The sequence below is a fragment of the Pseudomonas sp. C27(2019) genome (genome assembly GCF_008807395.1).
Taxonomy (GTDB): Bacteria; Pseudomonadota; Gammaproteobacteria; order Pseudomonadales; family Pseudomonadaceae; genus Denitrificimonas.
Window position 1 is genome coordinate 912,652 of record NZ_CP043320.1, and the last position, 24,045, is coordinate 936,696.

Here is a 24,045-nt window from a genome sequence, read left to right on the forward strand (position 1 = left end):
TTTTTAGGCGGATTTATCCGCCAACGGCATACATCGCTTCGACAAGAACAGGTTTGCCAAGGCAAACAGGCTATAGAGATGGGCTGTGTTTTTCGCCAAGCCACGGTAGCGAGTCTTGCGGTGACCAAAGTGCACTTTGACCCAGTAAAAGGGATGCTCAACCTTAGCGCGTATCCGGCTCTTTAATTTTTCGATTTTGTCAGCCAGTTGACCTTCTTCTGTGCCGCTATCGCGCAGCTTTCGACGCTTTCCATGGCGCATGGCTACCACCCACTCCACATCTTTATCCTTATTTTCTTCCCGTTTGTCAGCCCCCAGATAACCAGAATCACCGTATACCTGCTGTTCCTCGCCGTGTAGCAAAGCATGAGCTTGGTTCACGTCGTGCACGTTGGCCGCAGTGGTGACCAGTGTGTGCACCAAACCGCTAGCCGCATCAACACCGATGTGAGCTTTCATGCCAAAGTAATACTGATTGCCTTTCTTAGTGGAGCGCATTTGCGGATCACGGCTTTTACTCTTATTCTTGGTGGAAGGTGGTGCGGCAATAATTGTAGCGTCAACCACCGTGCCTTCCTTGAGGTACAAGCCCTTGCTCGCCAGTTGGTAATTGACCGCAGCAAAAATTTGTTGAGTCAAGCTGTGAGTTTCCAGCAGACGACGAAAACGCAACAAAGTGGTCGCATCCGGCACGGCATCACGCCCAAGATCAATATCCATAAACAGCTGAATTGCTGCGCTGTCATAAACGGCATCCTCAGTTCCTTCATCGGAAAACCCCATGACCTGCTGTAGGATGTACATACGTAACATGCGAGAAAGCCCCATAGTCGGACGACCTCGTTTGCCGTCAGATTTCGGATAGTACGGCTCAATCACTGATTCCAGAACAGACCAAGGCACCAGAGTTTCCAGGTCCATCAACAGTCGATCCCTACGGGTTTGCTTCTTTTTGCTGACGAACTCGGCTTCGGCGAAAGTGATTTGCATGACTGTGGACTCGATACTAATTACGGATTGGACTATTTTACCAAAGGCTGCAGCCCGCTTGGGGTTTGTTCAGTGTTTCCTTAATAGTAAACACAACATCATTATTACACATTGAGGGTGCTATAACTTAAACGGCCTAGAATTGCGTCACGATCCTATATAAATATGGATTATTTTCAGTAAAACTAAAGATTATGGGTATGATGTTTTGTCTGAAGAGTCCACCTAGGCTGTGTCGATACGTATCTAGCGCCACTGTGTGTACTCAGTTTCGAGTTGGTTTTTGCAGACAAGTTCAGTATACATATCAAACTATATTAGGGATGAGAGTATGGCAGCTTTACTGATTTTAGGTGGTTTTTTATTAATTGGTTTGGGCCTGCTCTGGCTTGTTGTGCTGGCTTTTAAAGTAAGCTTGTTGTGGGGTTTTGGCAGTCTTTTTCCACCTATTACGTTACTTTTTATTGTGCGCTGCTGGTCGGTTGCGCGTAAGGCTGTGGTGTTTACTGCGTTAGGGTTTGTGCCGTTAACTGCAGGTGTTACTCAGTTAGCCAGCGAAGATGCCAGTAAATTTGAAGCATTATTGAGCCTAAGCTGGCTGCAGAATGCCAGTGATCAGGTGCAGAATAAAATGCGCTTTGATTTGTATGGTGAGTTGTATGGGCAGTCGTTTCAACCGCATTACGGCGAGCTTATTGATGGCGTTTTAGTCTTACGCGAAGGGCGTGATTTTTTTGCACAGCGTGAATTGCGTATTGCTTTGCCGCGTCGCCTTGTTAGCTCAGAGGTGAAAACATTGCGTTTGGATGTACTGCCTCAAGACAGCGGTGACTTGCCTGAGATTGAAATCATGTGGTTGCAAGCAGGGCAAGCACTACCGGAAGCGCGGCGTATCAGTCGCGGCTACACGTTGCATTTAGATTTACTCAGACAGCCGCCCAACACACTGCAAGGTGATTTTCACTTGGTACTGCCGCCACAATTTAAAACATCCATGAGTGGTAATGTGCAGTTGCTGACCGATCACTTAAAATACATTGATGGTCAAGTAGACCGTAAGTATGACGCAATCAGTACGCTAGAGTATGTCATTGAGGATTATTTACAACGGCGCTTTAGTGTACAAAGTGCGCGTGTTGCACCGATTGAAACGCCTATGCCTTTAATTTCGCCCATTGATTTGACGGTGACTGCTGATATTTCAGGGCAGCAGCGCACAGCATTTGTTCGTTTAATTAAAGACACAAAAGGCAGCTGGATGGTGGCGGGTGATCAGTACCCAAAATATTTAGGACAATCGCAAAGCAATACTGACGCTGCCAGTGCAGACAGCACAGTGCTTATAAGTGACAAGGATATCCCGCGCAATGATCGTCGAATAGGTTTCACCCTGCAGCGATTATTAGCGAACCCTGCCCAATATCAAAATGTGCAAATGCAGGTGCAGACTAGGCAGGGTAATCAAGTGTTAGGGCGTTTTGTTGGTTTAAACGCTGAAGGTGCTGTAATCATTGAGCGAGAAGTTAAAGCGCCTGGTATGGTCAGTTTTACCTTGCTGGCCAGTGATATCAGCCAAATAAGCGTGCTTGAGCCGTAATATGGTTGCCTAGCATCGTGCGCCATACAGTCAGATAAACAGTTGAATTTTTAACATGCACCCCCATATCCAGTGCATCGCCAGCATAACGTGGCCTGTATTAGTCGATATGGAGTGAGAAACGATGGCTGTTGAAGCACAAAAAGAAACACTAGGTTTTCAAACTGAAGTTAAGCAACTGCTGCATTTAATGATTCATTCGTTGTATTCTAATAAAGAAATTTTTTTACGTGAGTTGATTTCTAACGCCTCCGATGCCGCAGATAAACTACGTTTTGAAGCCTTGTCTGCCCCTGAGTTACTGGAAGGTGATTCTGAGCTGAAAATTCGCGTCAGCTTTGATGCAGACGCCAATACCCTAACCATTGAAGACAATGCCATTGGCATGAGCCGTGATGAAGTAATTAATCACCTAGGTACCATTGCCAAGTCAGGTACAGCTGAGTTCTTCAAAAACCTATCTGGTGACGCCAAGAAAGACTCACAGCTGATTGGCCAGTTTGGTGTGGGCTTCTATTCAGCGTTTATTGTTGCCGATAAAGTCGAAGTTTATACTCGCCGTGCTGGATTGCCTGCTGCTGAAGGCGTGTTGTGGAGCTCGCAAGGTGAAGGCGAATTTGATATTTCTAGTATTGAAAAAGCCGAGCGCGGTAGCCGCATTATTTTGCACCTGAAAAAAGAAGACAGCGAATTTGCTGATGGTTTCCGCTTGCGTAATATCATCAAAAAATACTCTGACCACGTTGCATTGCCGATTGAATTACCTAAAGAAGTCAGCAGTGAACAAGAAGCCGATGCATCTGCTGATATTGAATGGGAAGTGGTGAACCGTGCCAGTGCGCTGTGGACACGTCCACGTACTGAGATTAAAGACGAAGAATACCAAGAGTTTTATAAGCACGTTGCCCATGATTTTGAAGACTCTTTGGCTTGGAGCCACAATAAGGTTGAGGGCAAGCTTGAGTACACCTCGCTGCTGTATGTACCGACCCGTGCCCCCTTTGACTTGTATCAGCGTGAAGCACCACGCGGCTTAAAGCTCTATGTGCAACGCGTATTTATTATGGATCAAGCGGATGAGTTTTTACCGCTGTACCTGCGTTTTATCAAAGGTATTGTTGACTCCAATGACCTCTCTCTGAATATCTCCCGTGAAATCTTACAGAAAGATCCGGTGATCGACAGCATGAAATCAGCATTGACTAAGCGCGTGCTGGATATGCTGGAGAAAATGGCGAAAAATAACACTGAAGATTACCAGAAGTTTTGGGATGCCTTTGGTCAGGTGCTTAAAGAGGGCCCGGCTGAAGACTATTCTAATAAAGAAAAAGTGGCAGGCTTACTGCGCTTTGCTTCAACACACACGGGTAATGATGAGCAGAGTGTTGCCCTTAGCCAATACATTGAGCGTATGAAGGATGGTCAGGATAAGATTTACTTCCTGACAGGCGATAGCTATGCACAGGTTAAAAACAGTCCGCACCTTGAAGTATTCCGCAAGAAAGGTATTGAAGTTTTACTGCTGACCGATCGTATTGATGAGTGGCTCATGAGTTACTTAACAGAGTTCGATGGCAAAAGCTTTGTTGACGTGGCGCGCGGTGATCTAGACCTTGGTGCACTTGATACAGAAGAAGACAAGCAAGCACAAGATGAAGTGGCGAAAAGCAAAGAAGCTTTAGTCAGCCGCTTGAAAGTTGTGTTAGGTGATCAGGTTGCTGATGTGCGTGTTTCCCATCGTTTAACTGAGTCGCCAGCTATCTTGGCAATTGGCGAGCAGGATCTAGGTTTGCAAATGCGTCAGATCCTCGAAGCCAGCGGTCAAAAAGTACCGGATTCAAAGCCTGTATTTGAGATTAACCCAGCGCATAACTTGGTTGAAAAGCTCGATGCTGAAACCGATGAAACACGTTTTGCTGATTTGTCGATGATCTTGTTTGATCAGGCCGCATTAGCGGCTGGCGATAGTTTAAAAGACCCATCAGCCTATGTGCAGCGCTTGAACAAACTGCTGGTTGAATTAAGCAGTTAAGCCTTGTCTTAATAGTTTAAAGCAATAAAAAACCGCGAATTCGCGGTTTTTTATTGCTCAGAATTTAGGGCCGAGGCTTAATACGACGTCTGCGTTATAGGCGCTAGGCTATAAAAACGGCTTATTTGTCGAGTACAGTGACCAACTTGGTTGAGTTGATTAGGTTGTCACCCACTGGGCAGCGGTCTTCGATTTTATCTAAAAAGGCTTGCTTAGCAGCATCATCCAAGTCGGCATCAATCTTGACCTTTAAGCGCATTTCTTGAAAGCCTGCACGCTGATCAGTTTCACGGCCCATTAAGTAGTCTGGATCGTAATCGGCTTCAACTTCGAAGCTCATACCGCGTAAGGTGATTTTATCTTGGAACGCAATAATGCGGCCTAAACTCCCCACACAACCAGCGTATGCAGCAAGGATCAACTCCGGTGGTGCAGGACCTAAGTTAGCACCGCCAGCATTCTTCGGTTGATCCATGTAAACCTTGTGCTCACCACACATAATCTCAATCGTCATACCTGAGGTCATGTGGCCGGTCGCGCGCAATGTTTTTATTGCCATGCTTTTTAACTCCTTAAGAGCAGCTTTAGTAAACTGTCATCGTTTATAAATAAGACTGAAGTATACTATATTGTTCTGTAGAGTGTGTTGATGCGCATCAAACAAGATTAATCGTCTGTTGTTTGTGATGTCAAAACGGTGGATTTAGCTACGGCCTTTAACGGTTTTGTTATTGACGCTGCCGTTTTCTAAGATGATTTGATATTCCTTGCCATCTTTTTCAACTTGCTGCAAACGCACCAATAAGTAATCCCAATCTTTGGCAAACCATAAAATGGTAATGCGCTTACTTTGGGTTGGGTCACGCACGCGCTCAACTTTAATCGCATCGACAGTGCCAACTCTGGTTTCTACGCTTTCTTCGCCTAAGACGCGAAAATCATAGGTGTCCAGTTCGTCGCCATCGAAAACCTGATAGGACATGCTGGTTTTGCCTTGGGCTATATCGCGCTGTAATGCCAGCTGATAAGACGACTTGTCTTGCACGCCTTGAATAAGGGTTGCTTTAATTGGCGTATCGCGATCACTGCCGGTTACAACATGGGCATTCCAGTCAAAATCTTGTTTGATTTTTTTTGATTTACCTAGGCCAGTGCGTGAGTAGCGGTATTTTTGTGGTTGCACGTCACCGTTATGCAGAGTTAACCAGCTGGTTTCATTGAGTCCAGCAACCATCATGGAGGCAGAAAAATCTAATTTCCATGTGCCGTCTTCTTGCAGTTCGAGGTTGCGTTCAGCAGTGCCGCTAAACGGCAGTTGCTTCCAATCTGCGGTGTAACTGGCGGAGAAAGGTTGCAGTTCATCAGCCAGCAGACTGGCTGGCAGGCTAAATGCGGCCAGGATAAAAAATATGGCGCGGTGCATGGTTGTGTACTCCTAAGAATTAAACTGAAAGCCAGAGCTGGCTAAGACTTGCCCATCTAATACTGCACCCTGTGGGCTTAGATGCAGGCGTTCTTCGGCAAACCAGCGTATTGCTAACGGATAGATTTGATGCTCTAGGGTATGCACTTTTTGTGCTAATTGCTCAGCATTGTCGTCTGCTGTGATCGGCAGTACAGCTTGTATGACTACTGGGCCGCCATCGAGTTCCTCGGTAACAAAGTGCACGCTGCAGCCATGCTCTGAATCACCGGCATCAATGGCGCGTTGGTGCGTATTCAAACCTTTGTGCTTGGGCAGCAAAGAGGGGTGAATATTGAGCAAGCGCTGCGCATAGTGGCGGGTAAACTCTGGCGTCAGAATACGCATAAAGCCCGCCAGCACAACCAGATTAGGCTGGTGTTGATCAATCACTTGGATTAAAGCTGTATCAAATGCCAAGCGATCAGCAAAATCTTTGTGGTTTAGCACATGGGTAGCAATACCGGCCTGCTGCGCACGCTGCAAGCCATAGGCGTCAGCACGGTTGCTTACCACCGCACTGATACGTGCGCTGGGATGATTAACCAGGTCATCGATAATGGCTTGCAAGTTGCTGCCTGATCCAGAGATCAGGACAACAATATTGCACGTTTTAGAGTCGCTCATTAATGGCTTTTTAAGTTGTTAAGAACAATACGTTCAGCGTTTTCAGAGGCTGTTTGAATATGACCGATCACCCATGGCTTCTCGCCTGATGCTTGCAAGTGCTCAAGTACAGAGGCCTGTTGCTCTGCAGCAACACAAATCACCATGCCGACACCGCAGTTGAGCACGCGGTGCATTTCAACTTCAGCTACGTTGCCATGCTCTTGCAGCCAATCAAATACGGCAGGACGGGTCCAGCTCGCGACATCAATCACGGCTTGTGAGTTAGCAGGCAGTACGCGTGGAATGTTTTCTAGCAAGCCACCGCCGGTAATGTGCGACATGGCTTTTACCGTGCCGGTTTCTTTGATCAGTTTGAGCAGCGGCTTAACGTAAATGCGGGTTGGTGCCATCAGTAGCTCGCTGAGTGCTGTGCCATCTACTTGCGTGGTCTGGATATCAACCTGTGCCACTTCAATGATTTTACGAATCAATGAGTAGCCATTGGAATGCGGGCCTGAAGAGGGCAGGGCAATTAACACATCACCTGCAGCCACTGTGCTGCCATCAATGATTTCTGATTTTTCCACCACGCCAACACAGAAACCCGCTAAGTCGTAATCTTCACCACTGTACATGCCCGGCATTTCAGCCGTTTCACCGCCTACTAAAGCGCAGCCGGCTTGTTCACAGCCTTCGCCGATACCGGTCACCACTTGTGCAGCGATATCGACATTGAGTTTGCCAGTGGCGTAATAGTCTAAGAAAAACAAAGGCTCAGCACCGCTGACGATTAAGTCATTGACGCACATGGCCACCAGATCAATACCAATTTTTTCATGCTTATTCAGGTCAATGGCTAAGCGTAGCTTAGTACCCACACCGTCGGTGCCGGATACTAAAACAGGCTGGCGATAGCCTTCAGGAATCTCACATAAAGCACCAAAGCCGCCAAGGCCACCGAGCACTTCAGGGCGTGCAGTGCGCTTAGCAACGCCCTTGATACGCTCAACCAGTGCTTCACCAGCGTCGATATCTACACCAGCGTCTTTGTAGCTTAAAGAGGTTTTGTTGTTGCTCATGAATTGGGCCTTTGCGAAGTGTGCGAAAAATATGATCAATTGCGGGATTTTATCAGGCTTCAAGCCGAGCGGCCATCATCGGATGGTAAAGACAGGCTTAAACTGAATAAAGCGAGGGCTTTGCAGGTTTTTAGCTTAAGTTTGTTGTGCGTTTGCGCTTATATAACAGGGTTTACAGCTCAACACGGGCGGGTTGAAAACCCTGCTGACGGTATTCGACAAAATTTTTCCGACTGATTTGCAGCAGCTCGGGCTCTTGGTTAACAATCTCAATGACTCGGCTAAAACATGCCAAGTGACTCGACAATTGCTTATGTAAATTGATCAGAACACCCGCAGTGAAGGGCGGTGGCTGATCAATACCGAGTAGAACCGGGGCTTGGGCATGCTCTGTGTAAATCTCATGTGGGATAAAGCTGTGTTTGCGAAAAGTCCATAGCAGCTCGTCCAGCGCGTTTTGCTGCTTAGGGTCAGCACAACGAATAAAGGTCATAAAACCTGCGCGCCACGCTTTGTGTGCCAAGCGGCAGGCCGCATTTAAGCGGTCCGCCGGTTGGCTTGTTGGTAAAACGTAAAACTCTACTTTCACTGCACGCGATCCAATAGGTACTGGATTAACAGAGGTACTGGGCGTCCGGTTGCGCCTTTCTCTTTACCGCCGCTGATCCATGCCGTGCCAGCAATATCCAAGTGCGCCCATGGGTATTTTTTAGCAAAACGTGATAGGAAGCAGCCAGCGGTGATGGTGCCAGCTTTAGGGCCACCAATATTGGCAATATCAGCAAAGGGGCTGTCCAATAACTCTTGGTAGTCATCAAACAGCGGCAGTTGCCAAGCCACATCGCTGGCTTGTTTGCCGGCGCTGAGTAAGCTCTCAATCAAGCTTAGATTGTTGCCCATTAAGCCGCTGGTTTGGCTGCCTAAAGCCACAATACAGGCACCGGTTAGGGTGGCAATATTGATGACTGCTTGTGGCTTGAAACGCTCCGCGTAAGTGAGGGCATCACAGAGTACGAGGCGACCTTCGGCATCGGTATTAAGAATTTCTATCGTTTGTCCGCTCATGCTGGTGACGATATCACCAGGACGGGTTGCACCACCGCTTGGCATGTTTTCAGCACAGGTTAAAACACCAATTACGTTAATCGGCAGTTGCAGTTCTAACAAGGTTTTAAATGTGCCCAGCACACTGGCTGCGCCGCCCATATCGTATTTCATTTCATCCATGCTTGCGCCAGGCTTGAGGCTGATGCCGCCGGTATCAAAGGTAATACCTTTGCCGATCAGAACATAGGGTTGCTCAGCTCTCTTGCCACCATGGTAATTCATAATAATCATGCGTGGTGGTTGATCACTGCCTTGAGCCACTGCAAGCAGTGCGCCGGCGCCGAGTTCTTCGAGTTGTTTTTCTTCTAACACTTCAATACTGAGGTTTTTATGCAGTTTGCCCAGCTCTTGCGCTTGCTCGGCAAGGTAGCGCGGATGGCAAATATTAGGTGGCATATTGCCTAGATCGCGCGTAAAAGCCATACCTGAAGCAATGGCTTTGCCGTGCTTGCAGGCTTTTTCAACTGCCACTTGTTGATCTTGGTGGCAAGCAAAAGTGATTAGATTAAGCTGGACAATGGGTGCTTTTTCGCTTTTGAATTGATCAAACACGTAGAGACCATCCACTAAGCATTCAGCGACTAAACGCGCGCTTGAGTATGCATTACGGTCTTTAAAGGTGAGATCGGCAAAGGCTAAGGTTGCATCTTTGATGGACAGGTTTTTGAAAGTACTTAGAATAGCGCTGACTAATTTGCGTACATTACTGTCAGAGAGTTCTTCGTCTTTGCCAATACCCACTAAGAGTACGCGTCGTGCTTTAAGATTGGCGAGGTTGTGTAGCAGTAAGGTTTGCCCGAGTTTGCCTTGAATGTCGCCTGCTTGTAGGTGAGCGCTGAGCGCGCCAGCACAGAGAGTGTCGATGAGCTGGCCTTGACTATCCAGTTGCAGTTGCTCGTTAACGGTTAATACCAGTGCGCTGGTTTCCAGTGTTTCAACTGAACCGGGCTTGACTAAAAACTCCATACTCAATGATCCTCAAGACAAAGATAGATAGATGCAGGATAATACTGTTCGTTTGCATCGGCGTGTATGTACACTGCCATAATATGTATGACTAGTGTGAGCCGCGTGAGGCGGTTTTGACAAGCATGGAGCCTATACTTGATAGTTTTTCGTTACCTTTCTCGAGAAGTGTTGCTGACCTTTAGTGCTGTCAGTACGGTTTTGCTTGTGATTATTATGAGTGGCCGCTTTATTAAGTACCTGGCGCAAGCAGCGCAAGGCATACTTGATCCGGGCGTGCTGTTGCTGATTATGGGTTACCGCATTCCTGGGTTCTTACAGCTTATTTTGCCGCTGGGTTTGTTTTTAGGCATCTTGTTGGCCTATGGGCGTTTGTACCTTGATAGTGAGATGACAGTGCTGTCTGCTACCGGAATGAGTGAGCAGCGCTTGCTCGCCTATACATTGGCTCCGGCCATATTGGTTGCCTTGATGTGTGCATGGTTGAGTTTTTTTCTGACACCGCAAGGCGTGCAAAATGTAGCGCAAATTTTAAATGATCAAGATGCGTTGACTGAGTTTGACACCTTAGTGGCGGGACGCTTCCAATCCATGCGCGATGGCTCACGGGTGACCTACACACAAGAGCTATCTGATGATCGAGATGAGTTGCGTAATGTTTTTATCTCTGAAAAACGCGACTTGAGCAAAGCTAAAGAGAAGGATGAGGGCATCACCGTGCTGGTGGCTAAAACCGGTCGCCAAGAAATCCAAGAAGATGGCAGTCGTTATTTGATTTTAAACGATGGTTACCGCTATGACGGCACACCCGGTGAAGCAGACTATCGAGTGATCCATTACGATACCTACGGCGTATTGCTGCCTAAGCCTTCGGTCGAAGTAAAAGTTGGTGAGCGTGAAACCATGAGCACTCAGCAGTTGTTGGATAGCCCGCAACCAAGAATGAAATCTGAATTGCAGTGGCGTTTATCCTCGCCGCTGCTGGTGCTGATTGTGACCCTGATTGCAGTGCCTTTGTCGCGCGCCAATCCACGCCAAGGTCGTTTTTTGAAGTTACTGCCAGCGATTTTATTGTATATGGCGTATTTGGCGCTGCTGGTGGCAGCGCGCAGTGCGCTGGATAAGGAGCAGATCCCTATCGCTCTGGGGTTATGGCCGGTGCATGGTGTGTTTTTACTGATTGGTCTGCTGCTAGTGTACTGGCAACCTCTGCAGTTGCGTATGGCGCGACGCCGTGCTCAAAAGGGGGTGCAGCATGCGTAGGCTGGATCGCTATATTGGTAGCAGTGTGTTTTTGGCGATTGTTGCGGTGCTGGGTATTATCACCGCGTTGGCTTTATTGTTTGCTTTTATTGACGAGCTCAATGACGTTGAAGGTGCGTATACCTTCTGGCATGCAGCCAGCTATGTTGGTTTAACCGCACCACGGCGCATCTATGAGATGCTGCCCATGGCGGCCTTGATTGGCTGTCTAGTGGGGTTGGGAAGCTTGGCCAGCAGCAGTGAGCTGACGGTGATACGCGCAGCCGGCGTTTCTATTCGCCGCATTGTCTGGGCAGTGATGAAGCCGATGCTGGTGCTGATGTTAATCGGCTTGTTAGTGGGTGAGTATTTAGCGCCTTGGAGCTCAAGTATAGCGCAAGCCAATCGCTCACTGGCGCAGTCCATTGGCAAAGCGCAAAGTGCCAAGCATGGTTTGTGGCATCGACAGGGTAACGAATATATTCATGTCAATGCGGTGCAGCCTGGCGGTAAGTTGATCGGGGTAACGCGTTACATGTTTGATGATCAACAGCGTTTATTACGCTCAAGTTTTGCTCAGCAAGCACTCTATCAAGAAGGCTACTGGCAGCTTGAAGATGTGGTGTATACCGAGTTAGAGCCGCGCAGCAGTCGCACCAAACAAGCGGTGAGCGAGCGCTGGGACGTAGAAATTAGCCCAAAACTGCTCAATACCGTGGTGATGGAGCCGGACACCTTGCCCATTAGCGGTTTGTGGCGCTATGCCAGTTACCTCAATGAGCAGGGCTTGAATGCCAATCGCTATTGGCTGGCCTTCTGGGTCAAGGTGTTGCAGCCTTTAGTTACTGCTGCGTTGGTTGTGTTGGCGATTTCCTTTGTGTTTGGCCCTCTGCGCTCAGTGACCTTGGGGCAGCGTGTATTCACTGGCGTGGTGGTTGGCTTTGTTTTTCGAATTGCCCAAGATTTGCTTGGCCCAGCCAGTTTAGTGTTCGGCTTTGCCCCCATCGTTGCGGTGGTATTGCCAGCGCTCATATGTGCTGCATGCGGCTTTTGGTTGTTAAGACGGGCAGGCTAGTTGCTTTAATCTTGCTGCAATGATTGCCAATTGTGGATGGCGTGGTTAAAGTGTTGCCCCGTTTAATTTGTCGGGCCGACACTCACCATGACACCCCTTGAACGCTATCAGATTGATTTACAGCGCCCAGATTTCTTTCGTGATACTGCACAAGAAAATGCCGTGCGCCACTTACAGCGACTTTATGATGATTTAGTCGCTGAAGCACCACCCAGCAACACTGGCTTGTTTGGCCGCTTATTGGGCAAGAAGCCAGCAGAGCCCATTAAAGGGCTGTATTTCTGGGGCGGCGTAGGCCGCGGCAAAACCTATCTGGTTGATACTTTTTTTGACTCATTGCCATTTGAGCAGAAGATGCGTACGCATTTTCACCGCTTTATGAAGCGTGTGCATGAAGAACTGCGCAGCCTCGATGGTGAAAAAAACCCGCTGGTGATTGTCGCGCAGCGCTTTGCCAAAGAAGCACGGGTGATTTGTTTCGATGAGTTTTTTGTCTCAGATATTACCGATGCGATGATTCTTGCAGGCTTGTTGGAAGAGTTGTTTAAAAATGGCGTCAGCTTGGTGGCTACCTCCAACATTGTTCCTGATGGTCTCTACAAAGATGGCTTGCAACGCGCACGTTTTTTGCCTGCCATTGCTTTATTAAAGCAGCATACTGAAGTGGTTAACGTTGACAGTGGCATTGACTACCGCTTGCGTGCCTTAGAGCAAGCCGAGCTCTATCACTACCCTCTCAGCGCTGAAGTTGATCAAGAGTTGGATAAAAGCTTTCGCAGTTTATTATTGGGAAATTGTAAGATTTTAGAAAATGAGCCGCTAAGCGTAGAGAATCGTACTATTGTGGCGCGTAAAGTTGCTAATGATGTGGCTTGGTTTGATTTTCGCGCGCTCTGTGATGGGCCGCGCAGTCAGAATGACTACATTGAATTGGGCAAAATTTACAGCACAATCATCTTGTCTAATGTTGAACAAATGGATACCAGTAACGAAGACATGGCGCGCCGTTTTGTTAACTTGGTGGATGAGTTTTATGATCGCAATATTAAGCTGATTATTTCTGCCCAGGTGCCACTTAAAGACTTGTACGTGGGTAACCGCTTACAGTTTGAGTTTCAGCGTACATTAAGTCGCTTACTAGAAATGCAATCCCACGAGTTTTTAGCGCGGCCACATAGAGCTTAGTGATCTGGTTTTTTTGCATATATTCAGCACAGTAGAGTAGGCGCAATGCAACGAGCGACTCAATCGGATCTACTGCTGGTTGCAGTGACAGTGATTGCCGGTATCAGCTGGATGTTTTCTAAAGAAGCCATCGCTTTGATGCCGCCTGTCTTGTTTATGGGCTTACGTTTTGTGCTTGCCGCGACTTTTTTAGCCTGTATTGGTCAGCGAAAACTACGCCAATTATCCTTAGAGCACATGCTGCGCAGTGCACGTGTCGGTACTGTGTTTGGTGTAGCGATGCTGTTTTGGGTGTTGGGCTTAGCGCACAGCCCAAGCATGGGTGAAGGTGCTTTTTTGACCAGTCTTGGTGTTTTGCTGGTTCCGGTCGTTGCACGCGTGTTTTTTGCTGAGCCGGTATTGCGCAGTACCTGGTTTGCTTTGCCTGTAGGGATGTTTGGGGTGGTGCTGCTGTCATCAGCGCAGGGTTTTACTATCAGCTGGGGGCAAGTGTTTTATTTACTTTCCGCAGTTGGTTTGGCTGTTTTCTTCACGTTAAATACCCGTGCTGCAACGATTACAGTGCGTCGCTCTTATCTACGAAAAGATACCACTGAACTGAGTGCGGTTGATCCGCTGGCCTTAACCATTATTGCTTTAGGTGCTGGCAGTGTTGTTATGCTATTGGCTTCATTGCTGTTGGAAACATCGCAGGTTGCGAACGTGCAGTGGTCACCCGCATTACTAGGCTGGTTGTTGGCCAGTGCCATTATTGGCACTGCAGTACGCTTCTGGCTGCAAACCTATGCGCAAAGCCTAACCACGCAAACCAGCGGTGCGGTCATGTTGATTCTTGAGCCGATTTGGGTGGCGTTGTTTGCCGCTGTATGGTTTCTAGAATCTTTGAGTGCCTTACAGGTCGTAGGATGCATGGTGATATTTTTAGCCTTGTTAATTAATCGTTGGCAGGTGTTGCGTTCTATTTTCAAAAGGCGTGGGTTTTAAAATTAAATATGTGGATTACTGATGCGCAATGTAGTCTGCTCAATAATAGCGCTCTAGCACAGCTTGATAACAAGCGGTTGCTGTCAAGGTAGAGGCTGTTTAAGCTAGGCGTTGGACTTGGTTCAACAGGTTAGAGAGGATACACATGCGATTTATTATAGCTATTGCTGCCGTACTGATCAGCTTTGTCACGATAACGGCGCAGGCGGCACCTGTTGTTGGTTTGTATCAAGTACGTGAAGTGCTCGAAAGTCAGGAAAGTGATGTACGCGATGCTGGCTTGCAGCAAGCGTTTGTTACTCTAATGCAGCGTTTAACTGGGCAAGCTGATGCAGCGCAAGCTGCGCAGTTGGCTGAGTATAATGCTGACCCGCAGGCGCTTATCAGTCGTTATGGTTATGAAGGCAATACCTTAATTGTTAATTTTGATCCGCAAAGCGTACAGGCTGCTTTGGACCGCACTGATTTGCCGCAATGGGGCAGTAATCGACCAGTAGTCCTAACCTGGTGGCTGGTTGATGATCTCAACGGCCAGCGCTTACTCAGTGATGGTCAGCCTAGCGCGCAAAGCCTAGCAAGCGCGGCACAGTATTATGGTGTACCAACGCGGCTTCCTTTAGGTGATTTGGCTGATCAGATGCTGATTGGCCGCGATGCGCTGAGTAACAGCCAAGATATTCGTGGATCAGCTGAGCGTTATAGCGCTGACGCAGTGATGCTGGTTCAGCAAACCATAGATGGCGATGCATTGCTGGCGCAGTGGTATCTGTGGATTGGTGATGAAGAACAGCAAGGTCAAGTCAGTGAAGCATCGCAAGCAGCACTAGAGCACCATGTGTTTGCCCAAGTGAATCAAAGCTTAGCGCAGCGTTTTGCAATTATGCCGGGTCAAGGTGAGTTATTGAATGTACGCGTGGCGGGTGTTGATTTAGAGCGCTTTGTTTTACTTGAGCGTCTGTTGGAGCCTTTTGCCGCACAATTGCAAGAAGTCAGCCAAGACCATGCGCAATGGCAGGTGCGCAGTACTGTTGAACAGTTAAAAACACAGCTGGCTTTGGGGCATTTGCAAGAGCAAGCAGCTCCGCTGGCGCAAGTAGAGACATATGCAGATGCTAGTGCGGCAGATAGCTCTATAAGTTCAGCCCCGCATGAGAGCCAAGCCAATAGTGATGGCGCGCGAGTGTTGTATTTTAGCTGGTAATTTTTGAGAGTATAAACGATGGCGAAAAACCTAAAGAGCGGCATGCTTTTGCTGATACTGGGTCTGGTGTTGCTGACCTTCTATCAGCTGCTACCGATTCTTTCGCCATTTTTGGTCAGCATTCTATTGGCCTATATGGGCGATCCGATTGTCGACTTGCTGGAGCGTTATAAGCTGTCACGCACCTGGGGTGTGGTGATAGTTTTTGTGGTGCTGAGCTTGCTCATGACACTGCTGTTGTTGGTCCTTGTGCCGATGATTGGACGGCAGATGGTGAGTCTGTATGGACTCACCCCACAACTGATTGATTGGCTGCAGTTGAGTGCTTTGCCTTGGTTGCAGGCCAATATCGGATTGGATGCAGACGTTAGCAGTCTTAATGAAATCAAAAAGATGTTTACTGAAAATCTTGGCAAGACGACCGATATTGCCCAACTGTTGCTCAGCCAAGTGACTGCCTCAAGTTTGGCTTTTTTAGGCTGGTTGGCCAACATGCTGCTGATTCCCGTTGTCACCTTTTACTTGCTACGTGACTGGGATGTTTTAGTCGCGAAAATGCGTCGACTCTTGCCTAGGCAGAACGAAAAATTGGTGGTGCAGCTGATAGGTGAATGCCATGAGGTACTTGGTGCTTTTATGCGTGGCCAATTGCTGGTCATGTTGGCGTTGGGTATCGTCTATGCTGTTGGTTTGACCAGCATCAGTTTAGAGCTGGGCTTGCTGATTGGTTTGTTAGCCGGTTTAGCCAGCTTGGTGCCTTATTTAGGTTTTGTCGTCGGCATTAGTGCCGCACTGGTGGCGGGCTTGTTCCAGTTTGGTCTAGATCCGTATCCAATTATCGGCATTGTTGCGGTGTTTAGCATCGGGCAGGCATTAGAAGGCATGCTGTTAACCCCTTTGCTGGTTGGTGATCGCATTGGTTTGCATCCAGTTGCGGTGATTTTTGCAATTCTAGCCGGTGGTCAGTTGTTTGGCTTTACCGGTGTATTGCTCGCGTTGCCTGTGGCTGCAGTGATTATGGTGTTTTTAAGGCATGTGCATGAGCTGTATAAAGACTCAAATATGTACGGACAGCCCAACGCCTGCGAGCTGATCACCCCGCGTTCTGCTGAGCAGGCCTCGGTCGATGATTCGTCTATAAAAGAGACCCCATGAAGCCCACCCAATTATCATTGGGCATGCGTCTGCGTGATGATGCGACGTTTGCCAATTACTACCCAGGCGCCAATGCAGGTGCATTAGGCTATGTTGAGCATGCTTGCGACACTGAGAATCAGTGGATAGATAGCGTGCTCTACATTTGGGGGCCAGCGGGTGTTGGCCGCAGCCACTTATTGCAAGCAGCCTGCTTGCGTGTTGAAGAGCGCGGTGGCCGAGCCTTGTATTTACCACTGGCTGAGCTGGCTGAGCACGACACGCAACTGCTCGATAATGTTGAATTTTGTGATTTGCTCTGTTTGGATGATATCCAAGCGGTAGTCGGCCAGCGGCATTGGGAAGTGGCCTTGTTTCATGCATTCAATCGTATGCGTGATGCTGGTAAAAAACTGCTGATTGCTGCCGATGCTGCACCGCGAGAGCTGGGTATTGAGCTGCCTGACTTACAATCACGTTTAAGCTTGGCACTGGTTTTTCAGCTGCATGAGCTCAGTGACGATGATAAATTACGCGCCTTGCAGTTGCGTGCATCGCGTCGCGGTTTACGTTTACCCGATGACGTTGGACGTTTTATTTTGGCGCGTTCGGTGCGTAGCATGACAGTGTTATTTGATACCTTAGAGCAATTGGATCGTGCCTCATTACAGGCGCAGCGCAAACTCACCATTCCTTTTTTAAAAGAAGCTTTGGACTGGTAGCCAACGCAGTAGCTGTGCGCGTGTTAAAATTCGCCGCCCATCATTGAGAATTTAAAATTCATGAGTAAACAAGAGCAACAGAGTACCTCTGGGGTTAAAATTTATTTTCGCCTGCTGGGTTATATCAAACCCTATATCGGCATGTTTGCCATCAGTATTGTTGGTTTTTTAATTTTCGCCTCAACCTCACCGATGCTTGGCTATGTATTAAAATATTTTGTCGATGGTTTGGCCAACCCAGACGCGGTGTTGTTTCCTAATCTTCCTTGGTTGGCGGATGTGCGTTTGCTACAGGCTGTTCCGTTGCTGATTGTGATTATTGCGTTATGGCAGGGGGTTGGTTCGTTTTTAGGTAATTTTTATCTGGCCAAAGTCTCTTTGGGTTTAGTTCACGATTTGCGTGTGCAGTTGTTTAACAGCCTGCTAACACTGCCCAATCGCTATTTTGACAATCACAACTCAGGGCACTTAATTTCCCGTATCACCTACAACGTGACTATGGTCACCGGTGCAGCAACTGATGCAATTAAGGTGATTGTGCGTGAAGGTATGACTGTGGTGTTCCTGTTCGGCACCCTGCTGTGGATGAACTGGAAGCTGACCTTAGTGATGGTGGCGATCTTGCCAATCATTGCTTTAATGGTTAACAGCACCAGTAAAAAATTCCGCAAGCAAAGTAAAAAAATCCAAGTTGCGATGGGTGATGTCACCCATGTCGCCTCGGAAACCATCCAGAGCTACCGCGTGGTGCGCAGTTTTGGTGGTGAACCCTATGAGCGCAAACGGTTTTTAAATGCAAGCATCAGCAATACTGAAAAGCAATTGCGCATGATTAAAACCAACGCAGTGTATACACCCTCATTGCAGTTGGTGATTTACTCGGCAATGGCCGTATTAATGTTTTTAGTGCTGTTGCTGCGCGGTGATTCCACACCGGGTGATTTGGTCGCTTATATTACCTTGGCTGGTTTATTGCCTAAGCCGATTCGTCAGCTGTCAGAAGTCAGCTCCACCATTCAAAAAGGTGTGGCGGGCGCAGAAAGTATTTTTGAACAGTTTGATGAAGAGCCAGAAAGCGATGCGGGTACGGTCGAGCTTGAACAGGTCAGCGGTCAGCTTGAAGTGCGTGATTTGTCGTTTATCTACCCCAATACTGATACGCCAGTGCTACAAGACATCAGCTTTACTGCCGAGAAAGGACAAATGATTGCTCTGGTCGGGCGTTCAGGTAGCGGTAAATCAACCTTAGCCAATTTGATTCCGCGCTTTTATGAGCACCAGCAAGGACAGATCCTGCTGGATGGCGTTGAGGTCAAAGAGTTTACTTTGACCAACTTACGTCGCCATATGGCATTAGTGACACAACAGGTGTCGCTGTTTAATGACACAGTGGCAAAAAATATTGCTTATGGTGATCTTGCTGGTGCTTCACTGGATGAGATAAAGGCAGCTTCTGAAGCAGCCTATGCCGCTGAGTTTATTGAGCGCATGCCGCAGGGCTACGACACTATGGTCGGTGAAAATGGTGTGTTGCTCTCTGGTGGTCAGCGTCAGCGTTTAGCTATTGCTAGGGCCTTGCTGAAAAATGCACCTTTGCTGATTCTCGATGAAGCAACCTCGGCTTTGGATACTGAATCTGAGCGCCATATTCAGGCGGCGCTCGATCATGCTGTACAAGGGCGCACCACCTTAGTGATTGCGCACCGCTTATCGACGATTGAAAAGGCTGATCTGATTTTAGTGATGGATCAGGGTCGCATTGTTGAGCGCGGTAATCATCAAGAGTTGCTGGCGCAAAATGGTTATTACAGCCGTCTGCATGCCACTCAGTTTCAAGACTTAGAAATTAAAGATGAGGTTGAAGAATGAGTTCTGCAGCCCAGTATCAATTGCATGATTTGTTGTATTTGATGGCGCGTTTGCGTGACCCTGACGGTGGTTGTCCGTGGGATTTACAGCAGGATTTTGCCAGTATAGTGCCGCACACACTCGAAGAGGCCTATGAAGTGGCGGATACCATTGAGCGCGAGGACTTTGCTCATTTGCCCAGTGAGTTGGGTGATTTACTGTTTCAGGTGGTCTATTACAGCCAGCTCGGTCATGAGCAGCAGATGTTTGATTTCTCAACGGTGGTGCACAGCATTACCGAGAAGCTGGTGCGTCGTCATCCGCATGTTTTCCCAACTGGCGAGCTGTATGACACCAAGCAAACGGCATCGCTCAACACTGAGCAGATCAAAGAACGCTGGGAAGAAATCAAACAACAAGAACGGGCAGAACAAGCGCCTGTTGATCAGGCCGTGAGTGTTTTGGATGATATTCCTTTGAATTTGCCAGCTTTGAGTCGCGCTCTGAAGATTCAAAAGCGTGCGTCCAATGTGGGCTTTGATTGGAATAGCTTGTCGCCGGTACTGGATAAAGTCGAGGAAGAGCTGCAAGAAGTGCGTGCAGCGATTGCCAGCGGTGAAGCGGCGGCGATCAGCGACGAGTTGGGCGATTTGTTATTTGCTACGGTGAATGTCGCACGCCACCTCAAAGTGAACCCAGAAACTGCATTACGTGCGGCAAATATTAAGTTTTCTCAACGTTTTCAGTACGTTGAACAGCAAGCACAAGCTCAGGGTATGGCAATCAGTGATTGCACCGAGGCACAATTGGACGCCTTGTGGAACTTAGCTAAACAGAGGTTGCGCACGCCGCAGCACGAGTGAAACAGCGCGAGCTGTGTTTTTTAAATGATTAAAGGCAGGTTTAGAATCACATGAGTTTATCTTTGCGCGATCAGATGCTTAAAGCCGGGCTGGTCAACGAAAAACAGGCCAAACAGGCCACTAAAGAGCAAAAAAGACAGCAGCGTCTAGAGAAAAAAGGCGCTGTAGAGGTGGACGACTCGCAACGTCAGGCCGCGTTAAAGGCCATGGCTGAGAAGCAAAAGCGTGACCAAGAATTAAACCGTGAGCAGCAAGAAAAAGCTGAACGTAAAGCGCAGGTTGCACAAATTCGTCAGCTGATCGAAAGTGCGCGCCTCCCTAAATTAGACAGCGAAGACTATTACAACTTTGTTGATCATAAAAAAGTGAAGCGCATTGCGGTTAACGACATGGTGCGCAATAAACTCAGCAGCGGCAGCCTTGCCATTGTCAAACACGGCGGTGGCTATGAAATTATTCCCCGTGAAGCGGCGCTAAAGATTCAAGAGCGTGATGAGCGTCGTATTGTTCTGCTTAATGTGGTGAGCGAAGACGTCAGCGAAGCAGATGATCCCTACGCGGCCTACCAGATTCCTGATGATTTAATGTGGTAAGTGCTATTTAGCTGCACGCCAACAGGCGCAGACCTCTTCGGGGGCTGCGCCTGTTTTGTTATGGCCTGTAGGTTGTCCATTTATGGGCAACAAGATCAAGCATACACATGCTCAGCGTCACCCTGTAGCTACGTCCATTGACCTCAGCACAGTGCAACATAGTCGACCTTAATAGGTCGGCCTACATAACCGCCGCCCCGTCGGAGCGGCTCATAGCCGCGATAGGACTGACAAATACCGCGCAGCTTACAAATACTGCGCGCATTCAGCACGCACAATCGCAGCATGGCCAGCTCGTACAGAGCAAAACCAACCAGCACAATGCAAGTTCTTGTAGATACGTTCATTTGTAGGCGACACGATCAACCATCTACATGCGCAATATCGGCTGATAACCTGATACGGGGCTTTTCTTATACAAGAATTAGACGGATACTGTGCAGACATTCTTTAGATGTTTTAAGAGGTCTGTATGGCGACTCACAGTGCCCAGCTCTACTACGATGCGTCATGCGGTTTTTGTCGCAGAGAAATCGAGCATCTGCGCCCGCGCTTAGAGCCTGACGTGCAATTGGTCGATATCAGCGCGCCAGATTTTCAGCTGCCGCAGGGCTATACCCTTGAAGACTTGCTGACCCGTATTCATTTTTTTGATGGACAGACAATGCATATTGGTTTCAACGCTACCATGGCGTATTGGCATGCAGCAGGCATGCGCAAAACAGTGGCCTTGCTCAGTCTGCCCGGTATCAGTCACATGGGTAATCTTGTTTATAATGTGTGGGCGAAATGGCGACGTCGAAACTCCAGCAGCTGCGAGATTAATTAGCCGCTACTGAGTGTGGGCGGCGTAGCCAGTACAAGGTGATCAGCTTTAGCGCAACAGGCGCGCCTGCATACAGCCAGAGTAAGCCTTGCAGGCTCTCTGAGCTCTGTTGCTCCCAGCCGAGCCAGCCCAGCGCAGGCAAGGCCAAGCCCACCGCCAAAGCTAAAGCCAGCTTAGTCAGCATGCCCCACACAGCAAACAATAAACCACTCATGCTGCCATTTTTCTGGCTCAAGTCTTGTGCGATATCGGCCTGAATGGAAGCGGGCAAGGCCACGTCAGCGGCAACGCTTAATCCTGAGATTAAACAAATCACGGCAAAGCCCCACAGACTGCCAGGCGCTAAGCTAAACACCCAGACAAAGCTTAGACAGGCGCTGATCATCGACACGCGCCAGGCTGCATATTTGCCGATCTTTCTTGCTAACCCGACCCACAGCGGTAAAGCTAAAATGCCACTGAGAAAAAAGCCCAGCAGCAATAAGCCCATGTAGCCTTGCAGCTGTAAAAAATGCTCAACAAATAATAAAAACAAAGTGGCCGGTAGGGCATTGGCTAAGCTATTCAGAAAATAGGCGGGCAGCAGGGTACGACTGCTTGGATCACGCCAGATTAAGCGCAAGGTATCGATTTTTAAAATGCTGGCTGTGCGTTGTGAGGACTCCTGCTTGAGCAGGCGTAAACGCCAGAGCATCAGCGCTAGGGCTAAAGTTAGACTGATGCTCACCAGCGGGTAGAGCAGGCGAAACAGCTGCTGGTAATCTTGGCTGTCGTCTAGGACAAAAGGCAGGACCAAGACCGTAATCACACCAACCACAGAAAAGCCTTCACGACTGGCGGTGTAATAGGTTTTTACATGAGTCTGTTGGCTCACTTGCGCGCTGAGTGCTTGGTAAGGAATCATAATCAAGGTCCAAGCCAAGTACACCCACATCGCCCAGAACAACAACTGCCCAGCGCTGGCTTCAGTCGGCAGCAACAGTTGCCATAAGCCAATCAACAGTAGCAACCAACCCAGCAGCATCAGCAGGTAACGGCCGCGCTGCCCACTGTAGTCGCAGAGTAAGCCCACCAGCGGGTCAGAGATGATATCGCTGAGCCGAGCGAGCAGTAACATGCTGCCGACCATGGTCAATTCAAGCCCAAGCTGGTGATAATACGTCGGTAAATAGACGTATAACGGAATACCCAGCATTGCTAATGGCCAAGCGGCAAGCCCATAAATCAAGGGTTGGCTGAATGCGCTACGTGCGTTCATGTGCTGCTCAGGCGCTTATTGATCATGGCAATCACACGGCCTAATAACGGCACTTTTTGGTAAACATATTCGCCGCTGTCCCAGTAATCAATATGGCTGCAGACTAGGTTGTGCTGATTGATTTGAATTTTACTCATACCCTTAATCAGCAAGGTGTCGCCATTGGCTTTGAGTTTAAAGGTGAGTTGCCACTCTAGAAAGCCTCTATTTTGGTTGCCAGCAAAATCAAGGATACGAAACTTTGGCTCAAGCACGTTGGCAAACATATGACGAAAAATGGTTTGCAACTGCGTCAATCCATAGGTGGCGTTGAAGGGGTCTTTGAAGTAGATATCAGGGCTAAATACTTGCAAAAAGTCTTCTTCAACAGTTTGCGGGCTTAGGTTTTCAAATAACTGTTTGTAGGTCTCCAACACCTCGTTGATGGTCGTCATGATTGATTCCTTAGCATTTTAGCGGTCAGTGCCAGTGACCAAGAATAAGGCATGTATTTGAATAGGCTGAGGATGATACGTAAACGAAACGGGAAACGAATTTCGAATGCTGTACTGCGCTGCAGTGCTTGGGCAATCTGCGCAGCGGCTTGCTCAGGCTCTAACAAACCGGGCATGGCAAACTGGTTTTTCTCAGTTAAGCGCGTGCGCACAAAACCGTGGTTAATAATCTGTAAATCGATCTGTTGTGCAGCAAGTTCGGGCTGCAAAGCTTGGGCGAGATTAACCAGCGCGGCTTTGGGTGCTGAGTAACCACCGCCATAGGGCAGACCAAAATACGAAGCTAAGCTGGCATTCCACACCCAGCGGCCGTGGCCTTGCGCTTTAAAGAGCTTGTGCAGCGGTAGCATCAGCGCTACCACGCCCAAGTAATTGCTTTGATTCATCTGCATAAATGCCGACCATTCCCATTCCTCACAGGTCATCGGTTGGTAAGCGCCGACATTGTAAAACCACAGATCCAAACCATCGAATACAGACCATGCCTGTTGGGCGTGTACTGCGCAGGCCTGTGCGTCGCTGACATCAACATTTAAACACTGCAGTTGTGCGCCGTAGCGCTGTTGCAGTTGGGCTAAGTCATCTGATTGTTCGGCTTGGCGCGCCGAAGCAATGACCTTGTGGCCTTGTTCGAGCCAGATTTTTACCAGCTCTAAACCGATGCCGTGCGAAGCGCCAACCAGCCAGATACGTTGTTGCTGGATATTTTTTTTCATACTGCACCTTGTACAAGTGTGTATAGGTTGTGTATAACTAATATATAGCAAATATACGCAAG

Annotated in this window: 23 protein-coding genes; 13 read left to right on the forward strand and 10 right to left on the reverse strand. The window is 48.3% G+C overall.

The features are described from left to right. Nucleotides 1-3 precede the first annotated feature (3 nt). Nucleotides 4-990 carry an IS5 family transposase gene (locus FXF61_RS04250; RefSeq protein ID WP_151184087.1) on the reverse strand — a complete coding sequence of 329 codons (987 nt, stop codon included), beginning with the start codon at nt 988-990 and terminating at the stop codon, nt 4-6. A 331-nt stretch (nt 991-1,321) separates the two neighbouring features. Here FXF61_RS04250 and FXF61_RS04255 point away from each other — a divergent pair, with 331 nt between their 5' ends. Continuing rightward, entirely contained in the window at nt 1,322-2,587 is a 1,266-nt protein-coding gene (locus FXF61_RS04255; RefSeq protein WP_151184088.1) for an MFS transporter, read from the forward strand. A 124-nt stretch (nt 2,588-2,711) separates the two neighbouring features. Next, entirely contained in the window at nt 2,712-4,619 is a 1,908-nt protein-coding gene (gene htpG, locus FXF61_RS04260; protein ID WP_151184089.1) for a molecular chaperone HtpG, read from the forward strand. A 121-nt stretch (nt 4,620-4,740) separates the two neighbouring features. Here htpG and FXF61_RS04265 read toward each other — a convergent pair whose 3' ends face one another. The 6 genes from FXF61_RS04265 to FXF61_RS04290 form a co-directional block, all read right to left on the reverse strand. After that, nucleotides 4,741-5,178 (reverse strand): OsmC family protein, encoded by a 438-nt coding sequence (locus FXF61_RS04265; RefSeq protein ID WP_151184090.1) that lies wholly within the window; start codon nt 5,176-5,178, stop codon nt 4,741-4,743. A 144-nt stretch (nt 5,179-5,322) separates the two neighbouring features. Continuing rightward, nucleotides 5,323-6,042 (reverse strand): DUF3108 domain-containing protein, encoded by a 720-nt coding sequence (locus FXF61_RS04270; RefSeq protein WP_151184091.1) that lies wholly within the window; start codon nt 6,040-6,042, stop codon nt 5,323-5,325. Between the two features lie 12 nt (nt 6,043-6,054). Continuing rightward, the gene (gene purN, locus FXF61_RS04275; protein WP_151184092.1) at nt 6,055-6,708 is read right to left on the reverse strand and encodes a phosphoribosylglycinamide formyltransferase; all 654 of its coding nucleotides are present in this window, start codon (nt 6,706-6,708) and stop codon (nt 6,055-6,057) included. Next, the gene (gene purM / locus FXF61_RS04280) at nt 6,708-7,769 is read right to left on the reverse strand and encodes a phosphoribosylformylglycinamidine cyclo-ligase (RefSeq protein WP_151184093.1); all 1,062 of its coding nucleotides are present in this window, start codon (nt 7,767-7,769) and stop codon (nt 6,708-6,710) included. Before purM ends, purN begins: the two co-directional genes overlap by 1 nt. 172 nt (nt 7,770-7,941) lie before the next feature. Continuing rightward, nucleotides 7,942-8,358 (reverse strand): DNA polymerase III subunit chi, encoded by a 417-nt coding sequence (locus FXF61_RS04285; RefSeq protein WP_151184094.1) that lies wholly within the window; start codon nt 8,356-8,358, stop codon nt 7,942-7,944. Then, entirely contained in the window at nt 8,355-9,842 is a 1,488-nt protein-coding gene (locus FXF61_RS04290; protein WP_151184095.1) for a leucyl aminopeptidase, read from the reverse strand. The genes FXF61_RS04285 and FXF61_RS04290 overlap by 4 nt, the downstream gene beginning before the upstream one ends. A gap of 138 nt (nt 9,843-9,980) precedes the next feature. On the opposite strand from FXF61_RS04290, the gene lptF reads away from it, so the two are divergent. The 11 genes from lptF to FXF61_RS04345 all read left to right on the forward strand — a co-directional run bounded on the left by lptF (nt 9,981) and on the right by FXF61_RS04345 (nt 21,518). Beyond that, nucleotides 9,981-11,105 carry an LPS export ABC transporter permease LptF gene (gene lptF, locus FXF61_RS04295; protein WP_151184096.1) on the forward strand — a complete coding sequence of 375 codons (1,125 nt, stop codon included), beginning with the start codon at nt 9,981-9,983 and terminating at the stop codon, nt 11,103-11,105. Further along, a complete protein-coding gene (gene lptG, locus FXF61_RS04300; protein ID WP_151184097.1) occupies nt 11,098-12,159 on the forward strand; it encodes an LPS export ABC transporter permease LptG in 1,062 nt (353 codons plus the stop codon). Before lptF ends, lptG begins: the two co-directional genes overlap by 8 nt. 87 nt (nt 12,160-12,246) lie before the next feature. Beyond that, nucleotides 12,247-13,344 (forward strand): cell division protein ZapE, encoded by a 1,098-nt coding sequence (zapE, locus tag FXF61_RS04305; protein WP_151184098.1) that lies wholly within the window; start codon nt 12,247-12,249, stop codon nt 13,342-13,344. 45 nt (nt 13,345-13,389) lie between these two features. Continuing rightward, entirely contained in the window at nt 13,390-14,328 is a 939-nt protein-coding gene (locus FXF61_RS04310) for a DMT family transporter (protein WP_151184099.1), read from the forward strand. A 145-nt stretch (nt 14,329-14,473) separates the two neighbouring features. Further along, on the forward strand, nt 14,474-15,529 hold the full coding sequence (locus FXF61_RS04315) for a DUF2066 domain-containing protein (protein ID WP_151184100.1): 1,056 nt from the start codon (nt 14,474-14,476) through the stop codon (nt 15,527-15,529). Nucleotides 15,530-15,571: 42 nt separating this feature from the next. Further along, nucleotides 15,572-16,684: an AI-2E family transporter gene (locus FXF61_RS04320; protein WP_151186005.1), complete on the forward strand. Its 1,113-nt coding sequence runs from the start codon at nt 15,572-15,574 to the stop codon at nt 16,682-16,684. Beyond that, complete coding sequence (hda, locus tag FXF61_RS04325) at nt 16,681-17,385, forward strand: DnaA regulatory inactivator Hda (RefSeq protein WP_151184101.1); 705 nt, start codon at nt 16,681-16,683, stop codon at nt 17,383-17,385. Before FXF61_RS04320 ends, hda begins: the two co-directional genes overlap by 4 nt. Nucleotides 17,386-17,445: 60 nt before the next feature. After that, nucleotides 17,446-19,254 (forward strand): lipid A export permease/ATP-binding protein MsbA, encoded by a 1,809-nt coding sequence (gene msbA, locus FXF61_RS04330; protein ID WP_151184102.1) that lies wholly within the window; start codon nt 17,446-17,448, stop codon nt 19,252-19,254. Further along, complete coding sequence (gene mazG / locus FXF61_RS04335; RefSeq protein ID WP_151184103.1) at nt 19,251-20,096, forward strand: nucleoside triphosphate pyrophosphohydrolase; 846 nt, start codon at nt 19,251-19,253, stop codon at nt 20,094-20,096. Before msbA ends, mazG begins: the two co-directional genes overlap by 4 nt. 50 nt (nt 20,097-20,146) lie before the next feature. Continuing rightward, nucleotides 20,147-20,689, forward strand: a complete 543-nt coding sequence (locus FXF61_RS04340; protein ID WP_151184104.1) for a DUF2058 domain-containing protein — start codon at nt 20,147-20,149, stop codon at nt 20,687-20,689. Nucleotides 20,690-21,161: 472 nt separating this feature from the next. Beyond that, complete coding sequence (locus FXF61_RS04345) at nt 21,162-21,518, forward strand: thiol-disulfide oxidoreductase DCC family protein (protein ID WP_151184105.1); 357 nt, start codon at nt 21,162-21,164, stop codon at nt 21,516-21,518. On the opposite strand, the gene FXF61_RS04350 is transcribed toward FXF61_RS04345, so the two are convergent. From FXF61_RS04350 to FXF61_RS04360, 3 genes are read right to left on the reverse strand one after another with little or no spacing between them, the layout of a single operon-like run. Continuing rightward, nucleotides 21,511-22,773 (reverse strand): MFS transporter, encoded by a 1,263-nt coding sequence (locus FXF61_RS04350; protein WP_151184106.1) that lies wholly within the window; start codon nt 22,771-22,773, stop codon nt 21,511-21,513. The genes FXF61_RS04345 and FXF61_RS04350 overlap by 8 nt on opposite strands. Further along, entirely contained in the window at nt 22,770-23,207 is a 438-nt protein-coding gene (locus tag FXF61_RS04355; RefSeq protein WP_151184107.1) for a nuclear transport factor 2 family protein, read from the reverse strand. The genes FXF61_RS04350 and FXF61_RS04355 overlap by 4 nt, the downstream gene beginning before the upstream one ends. Next, complete coding sequence (locus FXF61_RS04360) at nt 23,204-23,983, reverse strand: SDR family oxidoreductase (protein WP_151184108.1); 780 nt, start codon at nt 23,981-23,983, stop codon at nt 23,204-23,206. Before FXF61_RS04360 ends, FXF61_RS04355 begins: the two co-directional genes overlap by 4 nt. Between the last annotated feature and the right edge of the window lie 62 nt (nt 23,984-24,045).